Origin of the sequence: Amycolatopsis sp. NPDC051061 (assembly GCF_040682935.1) — a bacterium.
GTDB lineage: Bacteria > Actinomycetota > Actinomycetes > Mycobacteriales > Pseudonocardiaceae > Amycolatopsis.
This window is the reverse complement of sequence record NZ_JBFBBZ010000069.1, coordinates 17,798-43,747: the sequence shown is the minus strand read 5'-3', so window position 1 is coordinate 43,747 and position 25,950 is coordinate 17,798. Positions and strand designations below refer to the sequence as shown.

The following is a 25,950-nucleotide window of genomic DNA, read 5'->3' as shown; positions in this document are numbered from 1 at the left end:
GGCCTGGCCGGCGACGGCGGCGCGGGCAACGCGCTGAGCGGGCTCGCCGGCGGCGCGGCCGGTGCCGCGGGCGCGGCGGCGGCCAAGGGCGCGATGCCGATGATGCCCATGATGCCGATGGGCATGGGCGGTGGCGGCGACATGGGGTCCGGGCGCCGGATCCCGGCGTGGCTGGTCGAGACGGAGAACGTCTGGGGCCAGTCGGCCCCGGTCGCGCCGCCGGTGATCGGCGAAGAGCCGGAAGCGTACTGAACCACTCTGACTCACTCTGAGAACGGAGGCGGGCCGTGACGGCTGCCGGCTATCGCGTCGCCCCGGCCCGCCTCGACACGGTCGCGGGCGAGTTCGGCACGCGGGCGGACACGCTTTCCTCGGCGCAGTCCGCGGTGGCGGGCGAGAAGGTCCCGGCCGCCGCGTTCGGCCGGGTCAGCGAGTCCGCCGCCGCGGCCAAGACGTTCGAGAAGACGATGACGGAGCTGGGTTCGAAGCTCGGCGAGCACGTCACGCGTCTCCGTAAGCTCCAAAGTGGACTGACCGAGTCGGCGGCCGGGTGCCGGCGGGCCGACACGCAGGTCGCCGCGATGTACCGGGCCCTCCTGCCCGAGGATCCCCTGCCGGCCGCCGGAAACCCCGCCGGGATCGGCGGTTCGGCCGACACCGGCGCGTGGGCGCGGGCGATCGAGCAGAACCGTGCGAAGGTCACCGACGCGCTGACCGCCGAGCGCTCGAAGCTCGCGGGGCTCACCGACGCCGACGAGATCGCGCGGTCGCAGTCGCGGATCAAGCTGTACGAAGACATCCTCGCGAACAACCGGCAGATCCTGAAGTTCGACCCGTCGGGCAACGGCCGGATCGCCGAGCTCGTCGGGCACATCGAGCCGGGGACGCGCAACGTCGGGCTGTTCGTCCCCGGCGTCAACACGCAGATGTCCAACTTCGACGCCTACGCCGGGCTCGGGCGCAGCCTGGTGGCCGCGGACCCGACCGGGCGCACGGCGATGGTCGTCTGGGCCGACGGCGTCTTCCCGCAGAACCCGGTGGTGCAGGGCCCGGACGCGAGCTACGCGCAGACGATGGCCCCCGGCCTCAAAAACTTCACCGACGACCTGCGCGGCGAGATCTCCAGCCACGCCGGCTCCGACGTCACGCTGACGGCGATCGGGCACAGCTACGGCGGCGCGACGGTCGGGCTGGCCGAGACGCAGGGCCTCGACGTCGACCGCGTCCTGCACGTCGAGTCGGCGGGCATGGGCCACGGCGTCTGGTCGCCGTCGGACCTGCCGGCGAGCCAGGCGGGCGTCCAGCGGTTCTCGATGACCGCGCCGCTCGACCCGATCGAGGTCGCGCAGGGCAACGCGTGGGGCCTGGAGTGGACCGGCATCGGGCACGGCGCGGACCCGGACACGTTCCCGGGCGTCACGGAGCTGGAGACCGGGCGGGACGCTTCGGGCGATCAGCTGTGGGGCCTGTCCTCGCACAGTGACGTGCTGAAGCCGGGTTCGGAGTCGTGGACGAACGTGTACCGGGTGATCACCGGCGGACCGACCTTGGCGAACGGCACCTTCGACCCGGATGGCATCCTCGAGAACGGCGTCGAGTTCCTCAACGACGGGGGTGTGCTGTGATGAGCCCCGAACTGGACCGCTTGGCGGCCGAGCTGACGGACGTGATCGACGGCGTCGCGGCGGTGTTCGGCCCGTCGGCGGACCCGACGGTGAACGGCGAGCTGGACTGCGACCCGACGAGCCCCGGCAACCTCTTCTGCTGGCAGTACGGCGTCCGGCTCGAACAGCCGGACGAGCCGGAACGCCACCTCACCGAGCTCGTCCCCACCTTGGAACAGCGCGGCTGGCAGGCCCACGACCGCAGCACCCCGCGCGAACTGATCGCGAGGTTCAGCCGCGAGGGCGCGGACTTCACGATCCACGTCGCCCGGGCCGGCCACGCGGTGGCGATCATCGGCTCGACCCGCCCGGTCCCCGCCTGACCGTGATGCCCCTTCAATCACGCGAGATCGCTCTCTGATCACGCGAGTTCCGCCTTCAATCACACGAGTTCCGGCGAACCGACCCTCCAGGTACGCGAGTCGTCCCTCCAGGTACGCGAGTTCGCCGTTCCGGTACACCGAACTCACGTGATCAGGGACGTGACTCGCGTGATTGAGCGCGTAACTCGCGTGATTGAGCGGGTATCTCGCGTGATTGAACGGGCATCACGGCGTGAAACGGGACGGGCGCCAGTTCCGGCGCCGGGCCCGGCGGACCGCCGCCACCGCCACTCCGGCGGCTGCCGCGAGAGCCACCCCGGCCAGGGCGATCGTGCCCGCGGCGACGTCGGACGACGGACGCGCGGGAGCCGCCGCCGGGACCACCGCCGCGGCCGAAGCCGACGCGGGAACCGCGCCCGGCGGGGCGACGTCGGCCGGCAGGGTCGAGGACACCGCCGCGTACGCGTCCAGCACTCCCCAGCCCAGCCGCGCGTCGTGGCCGCCCGTACCCGGGCGGTGCGCCGTGAGCTCGAGCCGCGTGACGACCTGGTCGCCGGTCAGGTCCGGGTGGTAGGCCCGGACCAGCGCCGCGACGCCGGCGACGTACGCCCCCGCCAGTCCCGGGTCGGTCACCGGCCAGCGGTGCGCCACCGCGCCGCCCGCTCCCGCCGACGTGCTGACCAGCTCCGCCCCCGGCGCCGCGACGCCGACGTAGTCGCCCGCTTCCGTCTGCACCGGCTCGCCCGCGGGGTTCACCGACCCGACCGACAGCACCCCGGGTGTCGCCGTCGGGTACGACCGCGCGCCCTGCTGGGTCGCCGACGCCGCCGAAACCACCACGGCGCCCGAAGATCGCGCCCGCGCGACCGCGCCGGTCAACGCCGGGTTGTCGAACGCCGCGGGCACCGCGATCAAGACGACGCTCGCGTGCCGGTCCACCGCCGTGTCGATCGCCCCGGCCAGCGCACCGGGGTCGCCCCCGCCGCCGTCGGACGCCGACGAGCCCGAGCCTTCCGTGTACCGGATCGGCAGCAGGTGTGCGCCGGGCGCGACGCCGGCGAACGTCGTCGACGAATCCGGTTGTGCGCCGACGATCCCGGCCGCGATCGTGCCGCGGCCGTCGCAGTCCGACCGCTCGGTGCCGGAACCGCCCTCGAGCTGCCCGGGCGCGAACTGCGTGTTCTGCGCGTCGACGCCGGTGCCGATCACGGCGACCAGCTGGCCCTCGCCCCGGGTCAGCGGCCAGAGCCGCGCCGGGTCGACCAGTCGCTGCCCCCACGGGACCTCGCCGGTGTAGGTGCCGGACGGGTTCGCGCACTGCCCCGGCGGCGCCGCCACGGCGGACGCGGGCAAGCCCAGCGCCAGGAGGCCCGCGACCGCGAGCACCGCCGGTATCCGCACCCGAACCCCCGAACCGAAAGACGGTGGCGGAAAAGGACTTCCGCCACCGCCAGTCTACCCGCGAAACCCCCGTCAGCGAAGGTCCATGCCCAGATCCAACGCGGGTGAAGAGTGGGTCAGCCCGCCCACGGACAGATAGTCCACACCGGACTCGGCGTAGGCTTTACCACGGTCGAGGGTGAGCCCACCAGAGGATTCCAGCCGCGTCTTGGGGGAAACCTCGTCGCGGCGCGCCACGGCCTGACGGCACTGCTCCGGCGTGAAGTTGTCCAGCAGCACCTCGTCGGCGGCCGCGGCCAGCGCCTCCTCCAGCTGCGCAAGCGTGTCGACCTCCACCTCGCAGGCCAGTTCCGGCGCGTGCGCGCGGGCCGCGGCCAGTGCCGCGGTCACCGAACCCGCGGCGACGACGTGGTTGTCCTTGATCAGCACCGCGTCGCCCAGCCCGAGCCGGTGGTTGACGCCGCCGCCGCACCGGACCGCGTACTTCTGCAGCAGCCGCAGCCCCGGCAACGTCTTGCGGGAGTCCCGGATCGCGCAGCCGGTACCGTCCACTTCGGACACCCACGCGGCGGTCGCGGTCGCGACGCCGGAGAGGTGGCACAGCAGGTTCAGCGCCGTGCGCTCGGCCGTGAGCAGCCCGCGCACGGGACCGCGCAGCACCAGCGCGGGCTCCCCCGCGACCAGCCGCTCGCCGTCCTCGCGCCCGGCCAGCACCTCGTACTCGGAGCCCAGCACCATGTCGAACACGGCCAGCGCGACCGGCAGCCCGGCGACGACGCCGTCGACGCGTGGGGTCAGCTCGGCCACCGCGGTCGCCTCGAGAGGCACCGTCGACGCGGTCGTCGCGTCCGGCCCGTAGCGCAGGTCTTCGCCGAGTGCCGTGGAAACCACCCGCGTCACGTCCTCGACGTCGAGGCCGGAAGCCGCGATCAGGCGAAGGACCGGTTCGGAGATCGGGAAAGTCATGCCACGCCCTCCAGGGGGATCGGGTCGGCCAGCACGGGCTGGCCGGACGGGCTGAGCCGGATGAGCTGGCTGCGCCGCCAACCGTCGTCGAGCGACGGGAAGTCGGACCGCACGTGGCAGCCGCGCGACTCGGTGCGCCGGACGGCCGCGGCGAGCAACGCCTGCGCCACCACGGTCAGCGCCGCGTCCTCGACGGCCGCATGCGTCCACAACGGACTGTCCTGAGCGGACAGGTCGAGCACGGAACCCGCCGCCGCCAGGCCGTCGGCGTCCCGGCCGATCGCCGCGTACCGGCTCATCACGCGCTGGAGCGCGTCACGATCCGCGGCCGGCGCGACCGTCCACGACGGCAGCCGCCCCCGCGACGGGTCGGCCAGCAGACCCGCGGCCAGGTCCGCCGCGACGGCCTCCGCGACGCGCTGCCCGACGACCAGGCCTTCGAGCAAGCTGTTGGACGCCAGCCGGTTCGCGCCGTGCAGGCCGGTCCGCGCCACCTCGCCGGCGGCGTAAAGACCCGGCACCGAAGACCGGCCGTCCACAGTGGTCACCACGCCGCCGCACGAGAAGTGCGCCGCGGGCGCCACCGGGATCGGGTCGGAAGCCGGGTCGAGTCCCAGCACCGCGCACGCCGCGGACACCGTCGGGAACCGCCGGGCGAACCCCGCGATCGACGTCGCGTCCAGGAAGACGTGGTCGTCGACCCCGCCGGGCGCCAGCGCCATCCGGCGGGTGATCGCCGCCGAGACGACGTCGCGGGGAGCCAGGTCACCGAGCGGGTGCACGCCCGCCATGACCGCTTGCCCGGCGCCGTCGACCAGCGTCGCCCCTTCGCCGCGGACAGCCTCGGTGACCAGGGGGCAGCGTCCCCGCGCGCCCGGGGTGAACAGGACGGTCGGGTGGAACTGGACGAACTCGACGTCCGCCACGCTCGCCCCCGCCCGCAGCGCGAGCGCGAGCCCGTCGCCGGTGGCGATCTCCGGGTTCGAGGTGACCTGGTAGAGCTGCCCGATCCCGCCGCTGGCCAGCAGCACGGCCGGCGCCCGGACGACGCCGGGAACTCCGTTGCGATCGAGCACGGTGACCCCCGCGACCCGCCCGCCCGGCGTGCGCAGCGCGTCGACGGCGATGTGGTGCTCCAGTACCGGCACCCGCGCCTGCCCGGCCTGCGCGACCAGGGCGCGTTCGACCTCGGCACCGGTGGCGTCGCCGCCCGCGTGGATGACGCGGAACGCGCTGTGCCCGCCCTCGCGGGTCCGGGCCAGCAGGCCGTCACCCGAAGAGTCGAACGTCGCCCCGTCCGCCCGCAGCCGGGCGATCGCGGCCGGGCCGCCGTCGAGGATCGAGCGGGCGGCGGCCTCGTCGACCAGCCCGGCACCCGCGGTGAAGGTGTCCTCCGCGTGCTTCGCGACCGAGTCGTCGAGGTCGTGCTGGTCTTCCAGGACCACGGCGACGCCGCCCTGGGCCCAGCGCGTGTTGCCGTCCTCGACCGCCGCCTTGGTGACCACCAGGACGTGCAGCCCGAGGGCCTGCGCGCGCAGCGCCGCGGTCAGCCCCGCGACGCCGCTGCCCACCACGACGAGGTCGGCGCGGGCCTCCCAGACCGGGGTTTTCGCCTCTGAATCATTAACCGGCGTGGTCATTCTCCGCCGCCAGGCTGCCCGATCTCGATCATCCGCTGCACCGAAGCCTTGGCGCGAGCGGCCGTTTCGAGGTCGACGTGGACCTCGTCGAGACCGTCACGGAGGCACCGCAGCAGGGCGGCCGGGGTGATCATCTTCATGTACCGGCAGGACGCGCGGTCGTTCACCGCGCGGAAGTCGATCCCCGGCGCGGCCTTGCGGAGCTGGTGGATCATGCCGATCTCGGTGGCCACCAGGACGGTCTTCGCCTTCGTGTCGCGGGCCTCGTGGACCATGTCGCCGGTCGAGAGGATCTTGACCCGGTCCGGCGCCACCGCGCCCTCGCCGGCCAGGTAGAGCGCCGACGTCGCACACCCGCACTCGGGGTGGATGAACAGGTCGGCATCCGGCTCTTCGGCCGCGCGGGCGGCCAGCTCGGCGCCGTTGATCCCGGCGTGGACGTGACACTCCCCCGCCCAGATGTGGATGTTGTCCCGGCCGGTCACGCGCTTGACGTGCGCTCCGAGGAACTGGTCCGGCAGGAAGAGAACTTCCTGGTCAGCGGGGATGGAAGCGACGACGTCGACCGCGTTCGAGGACGTGCAGCAGATGTCCGTTTCGGCCTTCACCTCGGCCGTGGTGTTGACGTAGGAGACGACCACCGCGCCCGGGTGCTCGGCCTTCCAGGCGCGCAGCTCGGCGCCGGTGATGGAGTCGGCCAGGGAGCAGCCGGCCCGCGCGTCCGGGATCAGGACGGTCTTCTCCGGCGCGAGGATCTTCGCGGTCTCGGCCATGAAGTGCACGCCGCAGAAGACGATGGTGGACGCGTCGCTGCTCGCCGCGATGCGGCTGAGCGCGAGGGAGTCGCCGGTGTGGTCGGCGATGTCCTGGATCTCCGGGACCTGGTAGTTGTGCGCGAGCAGGACCGCGTCGCGCTGCTTCGCCAGGCGCCGCACCTCCGCCGCCCACTCCGCGTTCGCCTCGACCCCGCCGAACGGGGTGAGACCTTCCGGAACCAACGTGCTGGTCATCGGGCCCTCCTGGACCTGTCTCCGGTTTTCGCCTTATAATCGAAAACCGTGCGAAGTCATCTTAACACCCAGGCCCCCCTGGCCCACGAGGTTTTGGGAGCGGTCCTTCAAGTGCGCTCGGACACACTGCGGGTGCTGCTGTGGCGCCGCGCGCTCGACCCGCACCTCGGCCGCTGGTCGCTGCCGGGCGGGCGGCTGCGGCCCGACGAGGACGTCGAGACGTCGGTCCGGCGCCAGCTCAAGGAGAAGGTCGACGTCCGCCGGATCGAGCACGTCGAGCAGCTGGCGGTGTTCAGCGACCCGCACCGGGTCCCCGGCCCGCGCGTGGTGGCGACGGCGTTCCTCGCCCTGGTCCCCTCCGACGCCGACCCGGAGGTGCCCGAGGACACCGAGTGGCACGACGTCGCGAAGCTGCCGCGCACGGCGTTCGACCACGAGGCGATCGTGCTGCGCGCCCGCGACCGGCTGCGCTCGAAGCTCTCCTACACCAACCTCGGGTTCGCCCTGGCGCCCGACGAGTTCACGATTTCTGCGCTGCGCGGGCTGTATTCGGCGGCGCTGGGCTACCGCGTCTCGGCGACCAACCTGCAGCGGGTGCTTTCGCGGCGCGGGCTGCTGGTTCCCACTGGTCACACGGCCCCGCCGGGTCGCGCGGGCGGGCGCCCGGCGGCGCTGTTCTCCTTCGCCGGCAAGGGCATGCAGATCACCGATCCGTTCGCGGTGTTCAAGCCGCCGAACCGGTGACCATCCTGCGCCGAACGCGTTCTCCCCTTACGGTTGACGCGTGACCGAGCCGGAATCCGATAGCGACGCGACGACGACCTTGCTGCCGTTGTTCCCGTTGCAGACGGTTCTGCTCCCGGGGACCAAGCTGCCGCTGCACATCTTCGAACCGCGGTACCGGCAGCTGGCGGCGGACCTCGTCAGCGGCACGGTGCCGGGGCGCGAGTTCGGCGTCGTGGCCCTGCGGTCCTCCCTGACGCGCGAAGTACGTGGTCTGGACCAGCTGTACGAGATCGGCTGCAGCACCGTGCTCCGTGAGGCGAAACGCCTGCCGGACGGCCGATTCGACGTCATCACGCAAGCCCAGCGCCGCTTCCGCCTGACCGACCTCGACTGCGTGTCGGCGCCCTACATGATCGCTTCCGTGGAATGGGTCGACGACGACCCGGTGGCGCCGTCCGGGGACATGGCCGAGCGCCTCGCGACGGTCGCCCGCACGGCGCACCGGCGTTACTGCGAAACGGCGTGGCGCAGCGACGACTGGAACACCCCGGACGCCGACACCGAGCTGGCCGAGCTGGCCTACCAGCTGGCCGTGGACTGCCTGCTGCCGCTGGAAGACCGCCAGTGGCTGCTCGAGGAACGCCACCCCCTGCGCCGGCTCCGCATCGCGTGCCGGCTCCTGACGCGGGAGGCGGGATTCCTCGACGCGCTGGGCGCGGTGCCGCTGCCGCCCGGCGAACTGACCGACCTCGGCAAGCCGGCCAGCCTGAACTGACTCAGTCGCCGGTGCCGAACTTGGTCCACACCTTGCCCGCCGTGCTGGAAACCGCTTCGCCGACGTCGCTGAAGACCTTCGTCAGCGGGTCCGTCGACGAGCTCCACGAGTCTTTGTACGACTTCGCCGCCGACTTCAGGTCGTCCTTCCAGTCGGACGTCGGCGCGTCGTCGTCGCGGCGCGGGTAGTCGCCGGCCAGGATCGCGCGGTACTCCGCCGACGCCGCCCACTTCTGCAGCTGCGCTGCGCGGACGACCGCGAACGGGTGCGTCTCGGTTTCGACGTACCGCAGCTTGAGGAAGCTGTCGCGGATGTCCTCGACGGACTCGTACTCACCGGCCTGCCGCAGGAACGACGGGATGTCGATGCGGGACGGGTCGATGCCGCCCGCGACCTGGATCTGGGCGCGCAGCGCGGCGGTCGGGTCCTGGCCGCACAGCAGCCCGGCGCGGTCGCACGACAGCTCGGCCTTGCGGTACCACTCGCGCAGCGCCGCGATGACCGCCCGGATGCCGAGCGCGCTGACCGGCGTCCACGACAGCGACATCTGCAGGCCGATCAGGCGCACCATGATCGTGCGGTAGACGGTGTGCCCCGAGAGTACGTGCCCCATCTCGTGCCCGAGCGCGAACCGCAGCGACTCGTGGCCCATCAGCTCGACGAGCCCGGTGCTGACCCGGATGAACGGCTCGTCCATCCCGACGGCCGACGCCTGGACGCGCGGGTCCTGGTGGACGAACACGTTCGGCACGGCGGGCAGGTCCAGCGTCTCGGCGCATTCGTGGCGCAGGCGATCGAGCTCCGGGTACTGCTTCGGCCCGACGCGGATCGACGACGCGAGCGCCATCAGCCGCTCGCCGCGCTCGTTGTAGAACCCCGAAACGGCTTTGACGACCTGAGCGAACCCGGGCACCGCGCGCAGCGTCGCGAGCGCGCCGCGGTCCACCGGGTGCTCGTACGCGCGCGGGCTGATCCCCGGGAACCGGACGGCGTTGTGCCGCGAGACCTCGATGTCTTCAGTCACTGAACCCCCTGTGTCGAGGGCACCAGCCTAGGGGACGGCGCTCGGCCGGGGACGCGGTTCAGCCGAGGCGGCGGCCGAGGTCGTCGCGGCCGTTCCAGGTGGCGAGCAGGCTGTAGGCCAGCGTCACGCCGAGCGGGCCGGTGAGCAGCACCCACCCCGACTCCAGGCGCGGCGCCAGTTCGATCACCGAGCCGAGCGCGGGCGCGCTGGAGATGGCGTAGTGGCTGTTCGCCCAGCCGACGCCGAGCAGCATGGCCAGGGCGCTCGCGAGGGCGACGCCGAGGACCGCGGCGAGCACCACGACCGGGCCGCGGCGCTCGCGCAGCAGCCAGACGACGACACCGACGACGATCCCCAGCCCGAGCGTCATGAGCCCGAAGACGGCGAGGTCGTCGAAGCGGTGCCAGCTCTCGAGTTCGAGGGCACCCTGGGTGCCGTCGGAGCCGATGATGCGCACGCGCTCCGGCGGCGCGAGGCGGGACCAGGCGAAGGCGAGCGGGAAGCTCAGCAGGCTGAGGGTGCCGAGCACGCTCACGGCGGGCAGCAGGTCGGCCTTGACGACGACCCGCGGCCGCCGTTCGCGGACCAGCACGGGCACCGACCACGGACCGGCCACTGCCGACGGCCGGTGCGCGGGCCCCGACGACTCACTCACCCGGACTCCCTCCTACTGCGTGCGACCGAGCGTAACCGGTCGGTGCGAAGAGGCGGTGAGCCGCTGGCCGTGTCGCGGGCCGGACGACGGGAACGAGTCAGTCACCGCACCGAACGACAGGGGCTCCGGCAAAGTCACGGCCGCGCGGAGTCGAGTGTCGCGAATGAGTCATTGGGGGCGCCGGAGGTCCCGAATGAGTCATTCGCGACGTTCAGCGGGGTTGGCGACGTCATGAACGACTCGTTCATGACGTTCCCGCAGCCCCCGCAGCGCCGTCGTCAGCCGCTCGCCGTCTCGCCGTGCCTGCTGCAGCGGGCCGTCCAGCCGAGCGGGCTCACCTGGACCACCAGCCGCCGCGCGCAGAACGTGCAGTAGCGCGGAGGCTCCAGCGCCGTCCTCGGGTTGTGGCACGCCGGGTGGTCCGCCCCGCCCGGCGAGTCCTGTCCACAGTGGACACAGAAGGTGGCGTCAGAGGCTGTCACTGAGCGCCTTGATGGGCATCTTCAGCTCGTCGAGCATCTCGAGGTCCGCCGAAGCCGGGCGGCCCAGGTTGGTCAGGTAGTTGCCGACGATGATCGCGTTGATGCCGCCGAGCATGCCCTGCTCCGCACCGAGGTCACCGAGGGTCAGCTCACGGCCGCCGGCGAAGCGCAGCATCGTGCGCGGCATCGCGAGCCGGAACGCGGCCACCGTGCGGAGGGCGTCCTTGCCCTCGACGATTTCGTAGTGCTCGTACGGGGTGCCCGGCTGCGGGATGAGGAAGTTCATCGGCACCTCGTGCGGGCTCAGCTCGGCCAGCTGCACCGCGAACTCCGCGCGCTGCCTGACCGTCTCCCCCATGCCGATGATGCCGCCGCAGCAGACCTCCATGCCCGCCTTCGCGACCATCCGGAGGGTGTCCGCGCGCTCTTCCCACGTGTGGGTGGTGACGACGGCCGGGAAGTGCGAGCGCGCCGTCTCGAGGTTGTGGTTGTAGCGGTGCACGCCCATCTCGACGAGCTCGTCGACCTGCTCCTGCGTGAGCATGCCGAGCGAGCAGGCGATCTGGATGTCGTTGCCATCCTCGCGGATCGCCTTGACACCCTCGCGGACCTGCGCAAGCAGCCGCTTGTCCGGGCCGCGGACGGCGGCGACGATGCAGAACTCCGTCGCGCCGGTCTCGGCGGTCTGCCGGGCGGCCTTGACCAGGTTCGGGATGTCGAGCCACGCCGAGCGCACCGGCGTCGGGAAGCGGCCGGACTGGGAGCAGAAGTGGCAGTCTTCCGGGCAGCCGCCCGTCTTGAGGCTGATGATGCCCTCGACCTCGACCTCGGGGCCGCACCAGCGCATCCGCACGTCGTGAGCGAGCGCGAGCAGGTCGGGCAGCCGGTCGTCCGGCAGCCGCAGCACCTCCAGGACTTCGGCTTCGCCCAGGCCGACGCCGTTTTCGAGGACGTGCTCGCGCGCGTAGGCGAGGACATCGGTGTCCGGGACTGCGGTCACGGCGTCTCCTTGGTCGTGGTGGAAGCGTCCCTCATCGTGCCCGAACGCACCCCGGGACGACAGCGACGCAGGTCACTTCCCGGCGGAAGCGCATCCCGCGAAAAGCTCGGGGTCGAACTCGCCGCCGAACCACGGCGAGAGCCCGGCCCGCGCGGCGGACCGGAACTCCTCGGGCGACGCCTCGCCGAGCCCGGCCGGCAGCGCGCCGAGCAGCGGCGCCCCGGCCGCGACGGGCAGGTCTTCGAGGTTGGACAAAGCAGCGAGGTCCGGTTCGGCGGGCCACGAGCCGATGATGACGCCGGCGACGGTCAGGCCCCGCTTGGTGGCGACCTCGGCGGTGAGCGCGGTGGCGTTGAGCGTGCCGAGGCCCGCCTCGGCGACGATGATCACGAGCGAGCCGAGCGACCACGCGACGTCGGCGAGGCTGGAGCCGCTCCGGTCGAAGCGCACGAGCAGGCCGCCGGCGCCTTCGATCAGGGTGAGGTCGTGCCCAGTGTCGAGGTCGGACGCGGCCCGCGCGATCTCCCCGGGATCGAGCGTGGGAAGACCACTCCGGCGCGCGGCGGCCTCGGGTGACAAGGGGTCGGGGTACCGGCGCAGCTCTCGCGTGGTGACGTCGCCGCCGGCGAGGCGCCGGACATCGGCGAGGTCGCCGGGCTCATCGGGGCCGACCCCGGTCTGCGCGGGTTTCAGGACGGCGACGCGCTGCCCGCCGGCCGCCGCCAGGGCGGCGATGGCCGCCGTGGTGATCGTCTTGCCGACCCCGGTCCCGGTCCCCGTCATCACCAGCATGGTCACGGGCCATCAACTTAGTGACTGCGGGCGGAGGCGTGCACCGCGGGCACCGGATGGCTAGGGGTGGCGGGGGAAGATTCCCTGGTCGGAGGCGGGTTCGTGGTCGCGGGTGGTGGGAGGCGGCCCGGGTGCGGCCCCGGGCGACGAATCTCCGACCGGAGCCGCGGACGCTGCTGGCTCGGCCCGGACCGAGAGGCTCGAGCCGGCCGGGCCGAGCCCGGGCCTGCCCTAGCCGGGCGGGCGGGCGGGCCGACCCGAGCGGGCTAGCCGGGCGGGCGGGCCGACCCGAGCGGGCCAGCCGGGCGGGCGGGCCGACCCGAGCGGGCCAGCCGGGCGGGTGGGTGGGTGGGTGGGTCAGGCCGAGCCTGGGGCCCGCAGCCGCAGCCCTCCCCCGGCGCGGCCCGGACCCACCCGGCCCGGCCCGCGCCCGCGCCCGCGCCACCCTCAAGCCCCCGGCACCACCACCGCCGCCCCGGCGGGACGGAACGTCCGTTCCGCCGCGTCGAACAGGTACACCTGGGCGGTCCCCACCGCGAAGTACATCCCCGTCAGCTGCACCTTCCCGGCCTTCTCGGTCGCCGCCACCGACGGGTACTCCCGCAGGTGCTCCAGCTGCTGCAGCACGTTGTGCAGTGCCAGCCGGTCGCCCTCCCGCTCCGGAACCCCGCCGTCCAAGGTCGCCGAGCCCGTCCGGTGCGCGCTCGGCTCCGCGTGCCGGAGCCACACCTCCAACGGGCCCGGTGGCGGGCCGTCGGCCAGTGCCGCCATCGCGCCGCAGCCCGAATGGCCGCACACCACGATCTCCTCGACGCCCAGCACTCCCACCGCGTACTCGATCGACGCGTTCATGGACGGGTCGGCCTGCCCCGGCGGGACGAGGTTGCCGATGTTGCGGATCGTGAACAGGTCGCCCGGGCCGCTGGTCGTGATCAGGTTCGGCACGATCCGGGAGTCGCCGCACGTGATGAACAACGTCCGCGGCCGCTGGCCGTCCGCGAGGCCGGACAGCGTGTCGCGCAACAGCGGAGCCGCGCGGCGGTGGAACTCCGTCGCACCGCGGCGGGTCTGCTGGGCCGGGATGCCTTCCACCGCCTGCCATTCCGACCACGGCGCGAGCCAGCGCGGCACCGCCCGGCTCGCCGCCAGCCGCGACCGCGTCGGACGGCCCGCCTTGCCCTCGCCGAACCACGGGTGGCCGACCTCGTCGACGTCCACCGTGCCGCCGGCGCGCTCGCGCGCCTGCTGCCACGCGGTGAGGCTTTCGAACGCCGCGTGGTCGAGGTAGTCGACGACCAGCTCCAGCCGCACTGCCGCCCCGGCCGGGATGGCGCCGAGCACCTTCGACAGCCGCGGCACCGACAGGAACGTCAGGACGCCTTCGACGACCACGCGCCAGGCGTCGCCCTCCCGCTCGACGTGGATGCCGGACCAGAGCGTGCGGCGCAGCATCAGCACCAGCGCGAGCCCGATCCCGGCGAGGACGCCGGTGAGCAGGTCGAAGACCACGACACCGCCGAGGGTGAGCAGGTAGACGGGCAGGTCGCCGTGGGCGAGGACGGTCCTCATGTGCCCGGGGTCGACCAGCTTCGCGCCGACGTGCACCAGCAGGCCGGCGAGCGCCGCGAGCGGGATGCTCTGGATCAGCCCGGCCAGCAGGACGACGAACACCAGCACCCAGACGCCGTGCAGCACCGCCGACGCCCGCGTCTTCGCGCCGGCGGCGACGTTCGTGGAGCTGCGGACGATGACGCCGGTGACCGGCAGCCCGCCCACCGCCCCGGACAGCATGTTGGCCGCGCCCTGGCCGACGAGCTCGCGGTTGAGGTTGGCGCGCGGCCCGGTGTGCAGGCGGTCGACCGCGACCGCCGAGAGCAGGCTCTCCACGCCCGCGATCAGGGCGATGGTGACCACGGCGAGCGCGAACCCGCCCCAGCCACCGTCCGGGAGCCGCGGGACCAGGTGGACGTCCAGCAGGTCACCGGGCAGTTCGACGCGGGGCAGCGTCATCCCGGCCAGCACCGAGACCAGGGTCGCGGCGGCGATCGCGGCCAGCGGCCCCGGCACCTTGCGGACGGCGGCCGGGAGCTTGGGCCAGAGCAGCAGGATCGCGATGGTGAGCAGGCCGATCAGGGCGGCGGAGTCGTGGTGGGCGACGATCTGGCCGGGCAGCTCGGCGATGTTCTCGATCGCGGAGCTCTGGGCCTTGCCGCCGAGGATGACGTGCAGCTGGCCGAGCACGATCGTGACGCCGATGCCGGCCAGCATGCCGTGCACGATGGCCGGCGAGATGGCGAGCGCGGCGCGGGCGATCCGGCTCAGCCCGAGCAGGATCTGCACCGCGCCGGCGGCGACGGTGATCGCGCAGGTGACGGCCCACCCGAACGTCTGGATGGTTTCGGCCATGACCACGGTCAGGCCGGCGGCGGGCCCGCTCACCTGGAGCGCGGAGCCGCCGAGGGCACCGGCGACGACGCCACCGACGACGGCGGCGACGAGCCCGGCGGCGACCGGCGCGCCCGAGGCGAGGGCGATGCCGAGGGACAGGGGTACGGCTACGAGGAAGACGACCAGTGAGGCCGGCAGGTCGTGGCGGAGCACGGCGAGGGGTCTCATGATCACCATGCAACCGGAAATCAGGTGAAATGTCCGCTATGCGCCACCCGATCGAGTGAATAACTGGCCATATTTAGCCTGAATGTCACAAATCGGACAGGTCGTTTACGCGGCGTTCACAAGATCACTTTCTGTCAGGTGACAGTTGAATCCCGTACGACACAAGGGTTCCCGCCGTCCGACCCGAGCGCCCCAATGTGGCCTTCGGTGCGTCCAACGCACCGAAGGGCCCCTTGGGTGCGTCAGACGCAACCAAGGCCACATTGGGGCGCTCTCCGGTCAGTGCTCCAGCGCGCCCGCCGGGACGAACCCGCGCGCCGCATCGTCCAAAAGGGACACTTGCGCGGCGCCGACGTCGAAGTACATCCCGGTCAGCCGGAGCCCACCCCGCTCCAGCGCCTCCGCGACCACCGGGTAGCCGCGCAGGGTTTCCAGCTGCTGCACCACGTTCTGCAGCGCGAGCTGGTCGGCCTCGACGGCCGGTCGCTCGCCGCCGAGCAGCAGCGGCGCCTCACGACTCCGCCGTCGCACCGTCGCCTCGCCGTGACGCAGCCAGCTGCCGAGCTGCACCAAGCCGTCCGGCGCCCGGCCGAGCAGCGCCTTCATCGCGCCGCAGCCGGAGTGCCCGCACACCACGATCTCGGCGACGCCGAGCACGCCGACGGCGTACTCGATCGCCGCGCCGACCGAAGAGTCGTCGCCGTCCGCCGGTGGCACCAGGTTGCCGATGTTCCGCACGGTGAACAGGTCGCCCGGCCCGCTCGTGGTGATGAGGTTCGGCACGATCCGCGCGTCGCCGCAGGTGATGAACAGCGTGTGCGGCTGCTGCCCGTGCGCCAGCCCGCTCCACGTGTCGCGCAGCAGCGGTGCGGTGCGGCGGTGGAACTCCGAAGCACCACGGCACAACAGGGAGCTGGCCGTGCGCTGGGCGGGCAGCACGACGTGCTCGGCCTGCCACTCCGACCACGGCGCGAGCCACCGCGGCACGACCCGCGCGGCGACGCTGCGGCGCACGGTCGGCGCGCCCGAGCGGCCGCGCTCGAACCACGGGTGCCCGATCTCGTCGACCGTCACCGGCCCGGCGTGCGCCTGCTGCCAGCCGCGCAGGCAGTCGAACGCGGCGTGGTCGAGGTAGTCGACGAGCAGCTCCAGCCGGACTTCGGCGTGCGGCGGCACCTCGGCGAGCACCCGGGTCAGCCGCGGCACGGACAGGAACGTCAGCGCGCCTTCGATGACGACGCGGTGGCGGTCGCCGTCGCGCTCGACGTGGATCCCGGAGAAGATCATCCGCCGGAGCATCATCGCGAGCGCCAGCAGGATCCCGGCCGCGACGCCGGTCAGCAGGTTGACGGCGACCGCGCCGGCGAGCGTGACGGCGTACACCGGCAGGTCGCCGTGGCGGCGCACTTCCTTGAGCCCGTGGAGGTTCACGAGCTTCGCGCCGACGTAGACCAGCAGGGCGGCGAGCGCGGCGAGCGGGATCAGCCGCAGGACACCGGTGAACAGCAGGCACGCGGCGAGGATCCAGACGCAGTGCAGGATCGCCGACGCCCGGGTGCGCGCCCCCGCTTCGTAATTGGTCATGCTGCGCACGATGACGCCGGTGACCGGGAACCCGCCGAGCGCGCCGGCGGCGACGTTCGCCGCGCCCTGCCCGATCAGCTCGCGGTCGAGGTCGGTGCGCGGGCCGCCGCGGAGCTTGTCGACCGAGACCGCGGACAGCAGGCTCTCCAGGCCGGCGATCAGCGCGATGGTGAGCGCGGCCAGCGCGAAGCCGCCCCAGCCGCCGTCGGGCAGCCGCGGCACGAGGTGCAGCGTGGGGAGCCCGGCCGGGAGGTCGACGCGCGGCAGGGACATGCCGGTCGCGACGGACAGGCCGGTGGCCAGCGCGACGGCGGCCAGCGGCGCGGGCATCCGGCGGACGATCTGCGGCAGCCGCGGCCACGCCAGCAGCACCGCGAGGGTCACGACGCCGATCAGCACGGCCTGGTCGTGGTGGGCGGCGATCTGCCGGGGCAACGCGAGGACGTTGGCGAGCGCGGAGCCCTGCGCCGAGCCGCCGAGCACGACGTGCAGCTGCCCGAGCACGAGCGTGACGCCGATGCCGGCGAGCAGGCCGTGGACGATGGCCGGCGACACGGCGAGCGCGGCGCGGGCGAGGCGGGTGAGCCCGAAGAGGATCTGGAGCAGGCCCGCGGCGACGGTGATCGCGCAGGTGGCGGGCCAGCCGTGGGTGGCGATCGTGTCGGCCAGCACCACGGTGAGAGCGGCGGACGGGCCGCTGACCTGCAGCGGCGATCCCCCGAAGAGGCTCGCGACCAGCCCGCCGACGACGGCGGAGATCAGGCCCGAGAGCAGCGGCGCCCCGGCGGCGAAGGCCACGCCGAGGGACAGGGGGACGGCAACGAGGAAGACGACTAGCGAAGCGAGGACATCTTGCTTGAGGTACTGGAAGTTCTTCGGCGACGGCGGTCCGGTGTCGTGCTCTCCGCGAACGATCTCGATCATGGGGGCAGGATCGCCGATACCGCGCGAAAAGTCCGCTACGCAAGCATTTCTCGCGTTTTCCCCGGTACGGATCGGTTCGGTTTCCCGGATCTTTCAGGCGAAAACCGCCCGGGAACCTCCGCCGATCGCGTGGTGTGGACCGCCCACCGGCACGCAGCGCGACGGTGAGGAACCTTCGGGTCTCGGTGTGCGCGTGGTCACACCCGATGTGCTGAATTCACGCCTTTTCCGCCACGGCAAGCATCGCGCGGGTGATCGCGGCCAGGTCGTCGTCAGTCGAAACGTAGGGCGGCATCGCGTAGACGAGGTCCCGGAACGGCCGCAGCCAGACGCCCTGCGCGGTCACGACGTCGGTGGCCACCGCCAGGTCGACCGGGTGGTCGAGCTGCAGCACGCCGATGCCGCCGAGGACCCGGACGTCCACCACCGAGCCGAGATCGCGCGCCGAAGCCAGGCCGTCGAGCAGGCCCTTCTCAAGCCGGCTGACGTCGTGGCGCCACGCGCCGTCGGCGAGGAGCCCCAACGAGGCGTTCGCCACCGCCGACGCGAGGGGGTTGCCCATGAACGTCGGCCCGTGCGCGAGGACCGGCAGCGCGCCGCGCGAGATCCCGGCCGCGACCTCCGGCGTGCACAGCGCCGCCGCCATGCTCAGGTAGCCGCCGGTCAGTGCCTTGCCGAGGCAGAGCACGTCCGGCGTCACGCCCGCGTGCTCGGCGGCGAAGAACGCGCCGGTGCGGCCGAAGCCGGTCGCGATCTCGTCGAAGATCAGCAGCACGTCGTGCGCCTCGGTCAGCTCCCGCAGCGCGCGCAGGTAGGCGGGGTGGTGAAAGCGCATCCCGCCGGCGCCCTGCACCACCGGTTCGACGATGACCGCGGCCAGTTCCCCGGCGTGGGCCCCGATCGCGTCCGCCAGCGTGTCCACATAGGACTGGTCGGGCGGGGTGTCGAAGCCGGTCGGCGGTTCCGGCACGAAGACCTGTTCGGGCAGCACACCGCGCCACAGCGAGTGCATGCCGCCGTCGGGGTCGCACACGCTCATCGGCGTGAACGTGTCGCCGTGGTAGCCGCCGCGCCAGGTCAGCAGCCGGCGCTTCTCCGGCAGCCCGCGGGAACGCTGGTACTGCAGGCACATCTTCGCGGCGACCTCGACCGACACCGAGCCGGAGTCGCAGAGGAAGACGTGCTCGAGCCCGTCGGGGGTCAGGTCGACGAGGGTTTTCGCGAGGGTGATCGCGGGCTCGTGGGTCAGGCCGCCGAACATGACGTGGCTCATCCGCCCGGCCTGCTCGGCGAGCGCGGCGTCGAGCACCGGGTGCCGGTAGCCGTGCACGGCCGACCACCACGAGGACATCCCGTCGACGAGCTCCCGGCCGTCGGCCAGCTTCAGCCGGACGCCGCTCGCCTCGGTCACCAGCAGCGAAGGCACCTTCGCCGGCATCGGCGCGTAGGGGTGCCAGACGTGCTGAGCGTCGAGGGCGAGCAGGTCGGCGGAGTCCATCCGCCGACCATAACGCGCTCAGGCAGGCTGCCTCGTGAACACCCAGCCGTTCTGGTTCATGGCCTCCGACGCGACGTACACCGGCCGCTCCCCCACCAGTACCCACGGCCCGGCCACGGACAGGCGGTAGCGGCCGGTGGGCCCGGCGATGGTGAGGTTCCCGTCGGCGTCGGTCGTCGCGGTGAGCACCTGGCCGGTGTCGACGTCGGTGGCCGTCACCTGCTGCCCAGCCACGCCCTCGCCGGTTCCGGTGACGATCCGGCCCGTGCTGGTGCCGTCGAGGCCGAGGATCTTCGCCGTGTCGCCGGCTTCGGGCACGCCCTCGTGGTAGGCCTCGTCCTGGGTGAAGTCGCAGATCTGCTCGAGGACGCCCCAGCGGCCGGCGCGTTCGGTGACCGTGCCGGGCACCCGGAACGTCCGGGTCTCCCCCGGCCGGATCGTCGCGCCCGGGCCGAAGTAGTCCAGCTCGCCCCAGCCGGCCGGGGTGATGTCGAGGGAGCGGCCGATGTCACCGCGGTCGCAAGCGCCGTAGACGCCCGAAACGACGCGCTGACCGGTGTTGGCCAGCTCGACCGTCAGCACCGCCGGGTCGCCGACGCGATAGCTGTCGTTGTCCAGCGCGACTTCCGCGTGCAGTGTCTCGGACAGCGGCCGCAGCGCCCGCAGCGGCACGTCGACCACCGGCGTCGAGCCATCGGCCCGCACGCTCGTGCCGCCGCCCAGGATCCAGCCGCCGGGCGCGTCGGCCGGGTAGACGTCGTAGCGCCCCGGCGGCAGGTCGTCGAACGAGTACCGGCCGTCGGCGTCGGTCGTGCGGGTCTCGTTCCCGTCGAGCCGGACGTGCGCGCCGGCGAGCGCCTCCCCCGGGTCGGCCACGCCGTCTTCGTCCGCATCGGCGAACGCCTGGCCGCTGATCGTGGTCGTGCCCGTGGCCAGCGGCACGACGACGTCGACCGGCGCCAGCGGCGGGGTCATCCCGTCCAGCCGGGACAGCGAAAGCCGGAACCGCGAGTCGCCCGCGAACGGCGCGATGAAACCGCCGGTCAGCCGGAACTCGCGGGTCTCCCCGGTCTGGAAGGTCGCGCCGGGCCCGCCGGGCCCCAGGTCACCCCAGCCCGAATCCACCCAGAAGGGCGTGCCGCCCTGCTGGTCGACGATGCCGGCGGCCACGTAGGCGCTGTCCCCGGCGTTGGTGACCGTGTACTTCACGGTGACCGGCTCCCCGGGCACGTACGGCCCGCCTTCGACCACCGCCGTGCCACGCAGGTCGTACCCGGCCGCGGCCGCCGGGACCGCGAAACCGGTGACCGCTACGAGCGCGGCGGCCAGAACCATCAACGCGCGCGGAATTCTCAAGGTGGCTCCCCCTCACCAGAGCCCGCACCTCCAGTGCGGGCTTCGGTGCTTTCACGCGCGAAGGAGCCACCCGGCCACTACCAAGTGAGGCACGTCACAGCCGGACGGGCAGCGACTCCAACCCGTGCACCAGGGAGCTGTACCGGTAGACGAGCTCGTCCGGCTTGGCGTCCAGTGCGAGGTCCGGGAACCGCGCCAGCAGGCCGGCCAGCGCGATCTCGGCCTCCAGCCGGGCCAGGGGCGCGCCGACGCAGTAGTGGATGCCGTGCCCGAAGGCCAGGTGCCCGCCGGCCGCGCGCGTGACGTCGAGGCGGTCCGGGTCCGGGAACCGCCCGCCGTCGCGGTTCGCACCCAGCAGCGAGACCAGCACGAACTCGCCCGCCGGGATCGTCACCCCACCGGCCTCGACCGCCTCCTCGGTGAACCGCAGCGTGGCCAGGTGGATCGGGCCGTCGAAGCGCAGGAACTCCTCGACCGCACCCGGCATCAGGGACGGGTCGGCGCGCAGCAGCGCCCGCTGCTCCGGCTCGCGCAGCAGCGCCAGGACGCTGTTGGCGATCAGGTTGACCGTGGTCTCGTGGCCGGCCACCAGCAGCAGGAACGCCATCGCGATGAGCTCGTCCTGCGACAACGAGTCGCCGTCGTCGCTCGCGTGGACCAGGTCCGACAGCAGGTCTTCGGCCTGCTCGGCGCGCTTCTGCGTGACCAGGTCGGTCAGGTAGGTGAGCATGCTCTGCGCCGCGTGCTGCGCGTCTTCCGGCGTCGACGGGCTCAGCAGGGTCTTCGACCAGGCGGAGAACTCGTTCCGGTCCTCCGGGGCGACGCCCAGCAGCTCGCAGATCACCGTGATCGGCAGCGGCGCGGCGAACGCGGGCAGCAGGTCGACCCGCTCCCGACCGGCCAGCGCGTCGAGCAGCTCGGTGGTGATCTCCTCGATCCGCGGGCGCAGCCGGGCCACCGTCCGGCCGGTGAACGCCTTGTTCACCAGCTTGCGCAGGCGCGAGTGGTCCGGCGGGTCGGTGTTGAGCATGTGCCGGCCGAGCGCTTCGCCGAAGCCGCCCTGGTTCGTCGCCCCGGCCGGGAGCTTCGCCTCGAACAGCTCGTACGCGCGCCGGTTGTCCTTGTGCAGCCGGGGATCCGCCAGCAGGGCCCGCGCCTGCGCGAAGTCCGTGACGATGTAGCAATCCAGGCCGCGCGGCATCCGGACCTTGCGCACCGGCCCACCCGCGCGGAGCAGCTCCGCGAACATGTGCGCGTCCTGTGCGAAGTCCTCGGCCACTTCCGTAGTCGTCATACCCGCCCCCATGCAGTCAGCCTCAGCGCTCGGCGAGTGCCGCCACCACGCGCTCGGTCACGTCCTGCCAGTATGCCCGCTGTTCCTCGCGCTCTTCCGCGCCCGAAAGCCATTCCTGGTGGAACCGCAGCGTGGTCTTCGCGCCCGAGCCGCTCAGCCGCACCTGGACCGTCGAGTCGTGGTCCCAGTCGCCCGGCCGCCACGTCAGCCGCACCCGGTCGCCCTCGACGAAGCTCCGGATCTCCCCGACCGTGCCGTTCGCCGTCTCGTACTCCGCGCCCGGCTCCCTCGGCAGCTCGACGCCCGGCCCCAGCCAGATCGCGACGCCCTCCCGGCTGACCAGGAAGTCCCACACCGCGGCGGCGGCGTACGGCAAGGTCCGCGAAACCCCGATGTTCCACCCCACATCGGCCGTCTTCCCCACTGAAGGAGTCATGACCCCATCCTCCCACCGGGGTACGGCAAAACCCGTCCCCGGCCCGGGTGCAGGATCTCCGACTGTGCGCTACCGCCCCATTTCCCCCGCCGTCCTGGCCGGCGAACTGACCGAACGCATCGACGCCCTCACCGGGCGCCGCCGGATCGCGGTCGCCGTCGACGGCGCGGCGGGTGCGACGGAAACCACCGAGCTCGCCGACGCGCTGGTCGACCCGCTGCGGCTGCGCGGCCGCGCGGCCCTGCGCGTGTCGGCGCGCGACTTCCTGCGGCCCGCGTCGCTGCGCTTCGAGCGCGGCCGCACCGACCCCGACGCCCGCTACACCGACTGGCTCGACCTCGGCGCCCTCCGCCGCGAGGTGCTCGACCCGCTGGCCGACGACGGGTCCGGCGAGGTCCTGCCGTCGCTGTGGGACGCCGAGCGCGACCGCGCGACCCGCGCCGAGCGGGTGCCGGTCCCCGAAGGCGGGGTCGTGCTCCTCGACGGCGAACTCCTGCTGGGCGCCGGCCTGGCCTTCGACCTGGCCGTGCACCTGTGGCTCTCCCCCGCCGCCCTGCGCCGCCGGGTGCCGGACGCCTGGGCGGTCCCGGCCTACGAGCGGTACGAGGAGGAGGTCGATCCCCGCTCGCTCGCCGACGTCGTCGTGCGCGTCGACGATCCGCGGCACCCGGCGCTCTACACGCCCTGAGCCCGCTGGGCCACCGGGTCGCCGTCCAGCAGCCCGGACAGCCGCGCGGCCATGGTGTCCCAGCGCCAGTTCTCGGTCACCCACGCCCGGCCGGCCTGGCCCATCCGGCGCGCACGCACTGGGTCCGCGAGCAGGCTGGACAGGGTGTCGGCCAGCTGGTCGACGTCGCGGCCCTCGACGACGTGCCCGGTGACCTCGTCGAGCACCGCCTCGGGCGCGCCGCCGGAGTTGCCCGCGACCACCGGCAGGCCGGTCGCCGAGGCCTCGAGGTAGACGATGCCCAGCCCTTCGACGTCGAGGCCCTTGCCCCGCGTGCGGGCCGGCATCGCGAAGACGTCGCCCGCCGCGTAGTGCGCCGGCAGCTCGGCCCACGGCACGGACCCGGTGAGCACGACGTCGCGTCCGAGGCCCAGCTCGGTGACCAGTTCGGTCAGCCGCTTGCGGTACGGGCCGCCGCCGACGACCAGCAGCGCCGCGTCTGGCACGCGCGCGCGGATCTTCGGCAGGGCGCGGATCAGCTGGTCCTGCCCCTTGCGCGGGACGAGCCGCGACACGCAGACGATCGTGGGGCGGTCGGCCAGACCGTGTCGGGCGCGGATTTCCGCGCGTCCGGCGGGGTCCGGTGCGTACAGGTCGGTGTCGACTCCGGACGGCAGCAGCTCCAGCCCGGCCATCGCGCCGAAGGCGGCGGCGAACCGGCCGCGGGTGTAGCGGCTGACGTAGGTGACGACGTCGACGGTGTCACCGATGCGCCGCAGCGCCTGCCGCGAGCCCGGCAGCATGGACCAGCCGACCTCGTGGCCGTGGGTGGACGCCACGATGCGGCGCGCGCCGGCCTGGCGCAGCGAGTGCCCCAGCAGCGCGAGCGGCGCGGCGGCGCCGAACCAGACGGCTTCGCAGTCTCGCGCCCGCATGATCTGCTTCGCGCGGCGAAGGACGTCCGGCGTCGGCAGCATCAGCGACGTCGGGTGCCGGACTACCTCGAACGGCGCCTCGGCGTCGAACTCCTCGTGCGACCCCGTCCTCGACTCCCACGACGGCGCGTAGACAACCAGGTCGTCCGCCGGCAGCCGGGTGGCGAGGGAGTTCAGGTAGTTCTGGATCCCCCCCGGCCGGGGCGGGAAGTCGTTGGTCACGAGCAGGGTCTTGAGCACGCCCCAGAGGCTAGCGGCCCCCACCGACAGCGAAGGGGCGGCACCGCGTGTGCGGTACCGCCCCTTCGAGTTGCCACAGTGCTGCGAAATCACGACGTCGGGCGTCGCGCTCCCGCGTACTGGCTCTGCAGCGGCGAGATCTTCACGACGTCCCCGCTGTCGGGGGCGTGGACCATCTTGCCGTCGCCGATGTACATGCCGACGTGCGAAACGGGCGAGTAGTAGAACACGAGGTCGCCCGGCTGGAGCTGGTCCCGCGGCACCGCGGCGCCGAAGGTGGACTGCTCGCGGCTCGACCGGGGCAGCGTGATGCCGGCCTGCTTGTAGGCCCACAGCATCAGGCCCGAGCAGTCGAACGTGCTCGGCCCGGTGGCGCCCCAGACGTAGGCGCTGCCCCGCTTGCCCAGCGCCGCGTCCAGCGCGGTCTGGGCGGCCGCGGTGGGCGCCTTGAGGCCGGTGGGCGAGCCACCCTTGTCGCCCTGGACGGCCTTGTCGGCCGCGCTCAGGTTCTTGTTGGCTGCCTTGAGCTGATCGATCTGGTCGTTCAGCGTCTTCTGCTTGCCCCGGATGTCATCGGTCAGCTTCGCGGCCGCGTCGCGCGCGTCTGTCGCGCGCTTCGCCGCGTCGGAAGCCTTGTTGGCGGCATCGGTGGCCTGCTGGACGGCACCGGTGAGGCTGCCCATCGCGCCGTTCTTCTCGGTCGCGATGACTTCCAGCGCCGAAGAGCGGTCGAGGAAGTCCTGAGTGGACGTCCCGGCCAGCAGGGCCGACAGCTTGTTCAGCTGGACGCCGCTGGTGAACGACGCGCCGGCGAACTTGTCGACCTCGGTCTGGTACTTCTTCTGGTTCTCGGCCGCGGACGCGGCCTGGTCCTTCGCCGCGTTGACGTCGCCGGTGGCCTTGTCGAGCTCACCCTGCTTGGCCTTCAGGTCGTCCTGGGCCTTGAGCAGGTCTTCGTTGAGCTTTTCGGCTTCGGCCGCGAGGTCGCGGTACTTGGCGAGGGCGTCCGAACCGGTGGGCGGAGCCTGGAGGACGGGGACTGGGGCGGCGGTGGCCGTGGGCTGGGCGACGGTGACGAGGGTGATCACCGAAGCCGCGGCGAGGGCACCTGAAACCACGCGCCTGAGGGAATGCGACTGCACGGTCGCGCGGGTCTCCTTTGCGTCTCGGCCGCCGAGGGGACCGGGCCGCGAAGAGGTCGGGGGTTCCTCTTCGCCGCTGTCCCTCACCGCGCGTGAGCCGTCTTCTGCCGCAACTGGTTCCGCACGCGGTGGTGGTTCCGGTTCCCAGCTTCCCGACAAAGCTGCGTCCGGCGGCGATCTCGTGTCGCCGCCTTATCGACGGCCAGGGGCCACGAGATCTCGGACAGGTTACGAAAAGACCGCCACCACGTCCACCACCTCAAGGGCAAAAACTCTCCGTAGCGCCGCGAAACACCATCGGACCAGCATCGGAGAAAACATGTGATGGGCGTAACACGCTGGGGTTTCTTCCGGGCCATTTCGGCTACCTACCGTTCATCTGGTCCGATCGACCACTCGGCGCGCCGACACGAAACGGGCCGCTTCAGGCCGTCCTCGGGAGGGGTGGGAGGGGCCCCTCGACCAGCCGCAGCCGAGGCACCATCCCCGCGTCGGCGAACGCGTCCAGGGCCCGGCGCTCGTCGGCATCCCACACCGCGGGTGGCGCGCCGAGCAGCACGCTCACGACGCAGTCGTGGCAGGAAATGCCGCGGACCACGCAACGGTCGCAGTCGACCACCACGTTTTCGATGTCCGCAACCGAAATGTGCGAGACGTCCACTTCGGACAGCTCGGGGGTGTCGTTCATGTGCTCCTCCTCACGCCGGGACTGACTGAGGAGGACGGTAGGCGCCACCACCGACAATTTCCGTCGGTCGGGCTCGGGAGAGGCGGCTGACCAGCACCGCGGCTTGGTTCTC

At 72.7% G+C, this 25,950-nt stretch carries 23 protein-coding genes and 1 pseudogene; 6 read left to right on the top strand and 18 right to left on the bottom strand.

Translation table 11 applies throughout. From position 1 onward, the window contains the following. The 3 genes and pseudogenes from AB0N03_RS47425 to AB0N03_RS47415 all read left to right on the top strand — a co-directional run. Positions 1-252, top strand: a pseudogene (locus AB0N03_RS47425) (WXG100 family type VII secretion target); the annotation flags it as partial. 35 nt (positions 253-287) lie between these two features. Then, positions 288-1,625 carry an alpha/beta hydrolase gene (locus AB0N03_RS47420; RefSeq protein WP_364387233.1) on the top strand — a complete coding sequence of 446 codons (1,338 nt, stop codon included), beginning with the start codon at positions 288-290 and terminating at the stop codon, positions 1,623-1,625. Continuing rightward, positions 1,625-1,987 carry a hypothetical protein gene (locus tag AB0N03_RS47415; RefSeq protein ID WP_364387231.1) on the top strand — a complete coding sequence of 121 codons (363 nt, stop codon included), beginning with the start codon at positions 1,625-1,627 and terminating at the stop codon, positions 1,985-1,987. The genes AB0N03_RS47420 and AB0N03_RS47415 overlap by 1 nt, the downstream gene beginning before the upstream one ends. A 225-nt stretch (positions 1,988-2,212) precedes the next feature. Here the strand turns inward: AB0N03_RS47415 and AB0N03_RS47410 are convergent, their stop codons facing one another. The 4 genes from AB0N03_RS47410 to nadA all read right to left on the bottom strand — a co-directional run bounded on the left by AB0N03_RS47410 (position 2,213) and on the right by nadA (position 7,004). After that, a complete protein-coding gene (locus AB0N03_RS47410; RefSeq protein ID WP_364387229.1) occupies positions 2,213-3,388 on the bottom strand; it encodes a S8 family serine peptidase in 1,176 nt (391 codons plus the stop codon). A 72-nt stretch (positions 3,389-3,460) separates the two neighbouring features. Then, positions 3,461-4,354: a carboxylating nicotinate-nucleotide diphosphorylase gene (nadC, locus tag AB0N03_RS47405; protein WP_364387227.1), complete on the bottom strand. Its 894-nt coding sequence runs from the start codon at positions 4,352-4,354 to the stop codon at positions 3,461-3,463. Next, positions 4,351-5,994 (bottom strand): L-aspartate oxidase, encoded by a 1,644-nt coding sequence (locus tag AB0N03_RS47400; RefSeq protein ID WP_364387225.1) that lies wholly within the window; start codon positions 5,992-5,994, stop codon positions 4,351-4,353. Before AB0N03_RS47400 ends, nadC begins: the two co-directional genes overlap by 4 nt. After that, positions 5,991-7,004, bottom strand: a complete 1,014-nt coding sequence (gene nadA / locus AB0N03_RS47395; protein WP_364387223.1) for a quinolinate synthase NadA — start codon at positions 7,002-7,004, stop codon at positions 5,991-5,993. Before nadA ends, AB0N03_RS47400 begins: the two co-directional genes overlap by 4 nt. Positions 7,005-7,115: 111 nt before the next feature. On the opposite strand from nadA, the gene AB0N03_RS47390 reads away from it, so the two are divergent. After that, on the top strand, positions 7,116-7,748 hold the full coding sequence (locus AB0N03_RS47390) for an NUDIX domain-containing protein (RefSeq protein ID WP_364387221.1): 633 nt from the start codon (positions 7,116-7,118) through the stop codon (positions 7,746-7,748). Positions 7,749-7,788: 40 nt separating this feature from the next. Continuing rightward, positions 7,789-8,505, top strand: a complete 717-nt coding sequence (locus AB0N03_RS47385; protein ID WP_364387219.1) for an LON peptidase substrate-binding domain-containing protein — start codon at positions 7,789-7,791, stop codon at positions 8,503-8,505. Position 8,506: 1 nt separating this feature from the next. Here the strand turns inward: AB0N03_RS47385 and AB0N03_RS47380 are convergent, their stop codons facing one another. The 11 genes from AB0N03_RS47380 to AB0N03_RS47330 all read right to left on the bottom strand — a co-directional run bounded on the left by AB0N03_RS47380 (position 8,507) and on the right by AB0N03_RS47330 (position 22,166). After that, positions 8,507-9,529 (bottom strand): M48 family metallopeptidase, encoded by a 1,023-nt coding sequence (locus AB0N03_RS47380; RefSeq protein ID WP_364387217.1) that lies wholly within the window; start codon positions 9,527-9,529, stop codon positions 8,507-8,509. 58 nt (positions 9,530-9,587) lie between these two features. Continuing rightward, entirely contained in the window at positions 9,588-10,184 is a 597-nt protein-coding gene (locus AB0N03_RS47375) for a DUF2567 domain-containing protein (RefSeq protein ID WP_364387215.1), read from the bottom strand. A 278-nt stretch (positions 10,185-10,462) separates the two neighbouring features. After that, the gene (locus AB0N03_RS47370) at positions 10,463-10,666 is read right to left on the bottom strand and encodes a hypothetical protein (protein ID WP_364387213.1); all 204 of its coding nucleotides are present in this window, start codon (positions 10,664-10,666) and stop codon (positions 10,463-10,465) included. Beyond that, positions 10,653-11,666: a biotin synthase BioB gene (gene bioB, locus AB0N03_RS47365; protein ID WP_364387211.1), complete on the bottom strand. Its 1,014-nt coding sequence runs from the start codon at positions 11,664-11,666 to the stop codon at positions 10,653-10,655. The genes AB0N03_RS47370 and bioB overlap by 14 nt, the downstream gene beginning before the upstream one ends. A gap of 72 nt (positions 11,667-11,738) precedes the next feature. Continuing rightward, positions 11,739-12,458, bottom strand: coding sequence for a dethiobiotin synthase (bioD, locus tag AB0N03_RS47360; RefSeq protein ID WP_364387237.1), 720 nt, complete (start codon positions 12,456-12,458; stop codon positions 11,739-11,741). A gap of 447 nt (positions 12,459-12,905) precedes the next feature. Then, entirely contained in the window at positions 12,906-15,083 is a 2,178-nt protein-coding gene (locus tag AB0N03_RS47355) for a bifunctional SulP family inorganic anion transporter/carbonic anhydrase (protein ID WP_364387209.1), read from the bottom strand. A 270-nt stretch (positions 15,084-15,353) separates the two neighbouring features. Beyond that, positions 15,354-17,582 carry a bifunctional SulP family inorganic anion transporter/carbonic anhydrase gene (locus AB0N03_RS47350; protein ID WP_364387207.1) on the bottom strand — a complete coding sequence of 743 codons (2,229 nt, stop codon included), beginning with the start codon at positions 17,580-17,582 and terminating at the stop codon, positions 15,354-15,356. Between the two features lie 217 nt (positions 17,583-17,799). Continuing rightward, the gene (locus AB0N03_RS47345) at positions 17,800-19,080 is read right to left on the bottom strand and encodes an adenosylmethionine--8-amino-7-oxononanoate transaminase (RefSeq protein ID WP_364387205.1); all 1,281 of its coding nucleotides are present in this window, start codon (positions 19,078-19,080) and stop codon (positions 17,800-17,802) included. Between the two features lie 18 nt (positions 19,081-19,098). After that, positions 19,099-20,436 (bottom strand): carboxypeptidase regulatory-like domain-containing protein, encoded by a 1,338-nt coding sequence (locus AB0N03_RS47340; RefSeq protein WP_364387203.1) that lies wholly within the window; start codon positions 20,434-20,436, stop codon positions 19,099-19,101. Between the two features lie 94 nt (positions 20,437-20,530). Next, positions 20,531-21,730: a cytochrome P450 gene (locus AB0N03_RS47335; RefSeq protein WP_364387201.1), complete on the bottom strand. Its 1,200-nt coding sequence runs from the start codon at positions 21,728-21,730 to the stop codon at positions 20,531-20,533. 22 nt (positions 21,731-21,752) lie between these two features. After that, positions 21,753-22,166: an SRPBCC domain-containing protein gene (locus tag AB0N03_RS47330; RefSeq protein WP_364387199.1), complete on the bottom strand. Its 414-nt coding sequence runs from the start codon at positions 22,164-22,166 to the stop codon at positions 21,753-21,755. Positions 22,167-22,230: 64 nt separating this feature from the next. Here AB0N03_RS47330 and AB0N03_RS47325 point away from each other — a divergent pair, with 64 nt between their 5' ends. Next, on the top strand, positions 22,231-22,854 hold the full coding sequence (locus tag AB0N03_RS47325; protein ID WP_364387197.1) for a uridine kinase: 624 nt from the start codon (positions 22,231-22,233) through the stop codon (positions 22,852-22,854). On the opposite strand, the gene AB0N03_RS47320 is transcribed toward AB0N03_RS47325, so the two are convergent. The 3 genes from AB0N03_RS47320 to AB0N03_RS47310 form a co-directional block, all read right to left on the bottom strand. Beyond that, entirely contained in the window at positions 22,842-24,008 is a 1,167-nt protein-coding gene (locus tag AB0N03_RS47320) for a glycosyltransferase family 4 protein (RefSeq protein ID WP_364387195.1), read from the bottom strand. The genes AB0N03_RS47325 and AB0N03_RS47320 overlap by 13 nt on opposite strands. 89 nt (positions 24,009-24,097) lie before the next feature. After that, the gene (locus AB0N03_RS47315; protein WP_364387193.1) at positions 24,098-25,150 is read right to left on the bottom strand and encodes an NlpC/P60 family protein; all 1,053 of its coding nucleotides are present in this window, start codon (positions 25,148-25,150) and stop codon (positions 24,098-24,100) included. 424 nt (positions 25,151-25,574) lie between these two features. Then, positions 25,575-25,838, bottom strand: coding sequence for a hypothetical protein (locus AB0N03_RS47310; RefSeq protein WP_364387191.1), 264 nt, complete (start codon positions 25,836-25,838; stop codon positions 25,575-25,577). Between the last annotated feature and the right edge of the window lie 112 nt (positions 25,839-25,950).

What these genes read in the sequence shown, in the direction of transcription:
- AB0N03_RS47415 (WP_364387231.1), top strand. Translation starts at nt 1,625, where the DNA reads ATGAGCCCCGAACTGGACCGCTTGGCGGCCGAGCTGACGGACGTGATC.
- nadC (WP_364387227.1), bottom strand. Translation starts at nt 4,354, where the DNA reads ATGACTTTCCCGATCTCCGAACCGGTCCTTCGCCTGATCGCGGCTTCC.
- AB0N03_RS47400 (WP_364387225.1), bottom strand. Translation starts at nt 5,994, where the DNA reads ATGACCACGCCGGTTAATGATTCAGAGGCGAAAACCCCGGTCTGGGAG.
- nadA (WP_364387223.1), bottom strand. Translation starts at nt 7,004, where the DNA reads ATGACCAGCACGTTGGTTCCGGAAGGTCTCACCCCGTTCGGCGGGGTC.
- bioD (WP_364387237.1), bottom strand. Translation starts at nt 12,458, where the DNA reads ATGCTGGTGATGACGGGGACCGGGACCGGGGTCGGCAAGACGATCACC.
- AB0N03_RS47355 (WP_364387209.1), bottom strand. Translation starts at nt 15,083, where the DNA reads ATGGTGATCATGAGACCCCTCGCCGTGCTCCGCCACGACCTGCCGGCC.
- AB0N03_RS47350 (WP_364387207.1), bottom strand. Translation starts at nt 17,582, where the DNA reads ATGATCGAGATCGTTCGCGGAGAGCACGACACCGGACCGCCGTCGCCG.
- AB0N03_RS47345 (WP_364387205.1), bottom strand. Translation starts at nt 19,080, where the DNA reads ATGGACTCCGCCGACCTGCTCGCCCTCGACGCTCAGCACGTCTGGCAC.
- AB0N03_RS47335 (WP_364387201.1), bottom strand. Translation starts at nt 21,730, where the DNA reads ATGACGACTACGGAAGTGGCCGAGGACTTCGCACAGGACGCGCACATG.
- AB0N03_RS47330 (WP_364387199.1), bottom strand. Translation starts at nt 22,166, where the DNA reads ATGACTCCTTCAGTGGGGAAGACGGCCGATGTGGGGTGGAACATCGGG.
- AB0N03_RS47310 (WP_364387191.1), bottom strand. Translation starts at nt 25,838, where the DNA reads ATGAACGACACCCCCGAGCTGTCCGAAGTGGACGTCTCGCACATTTCG.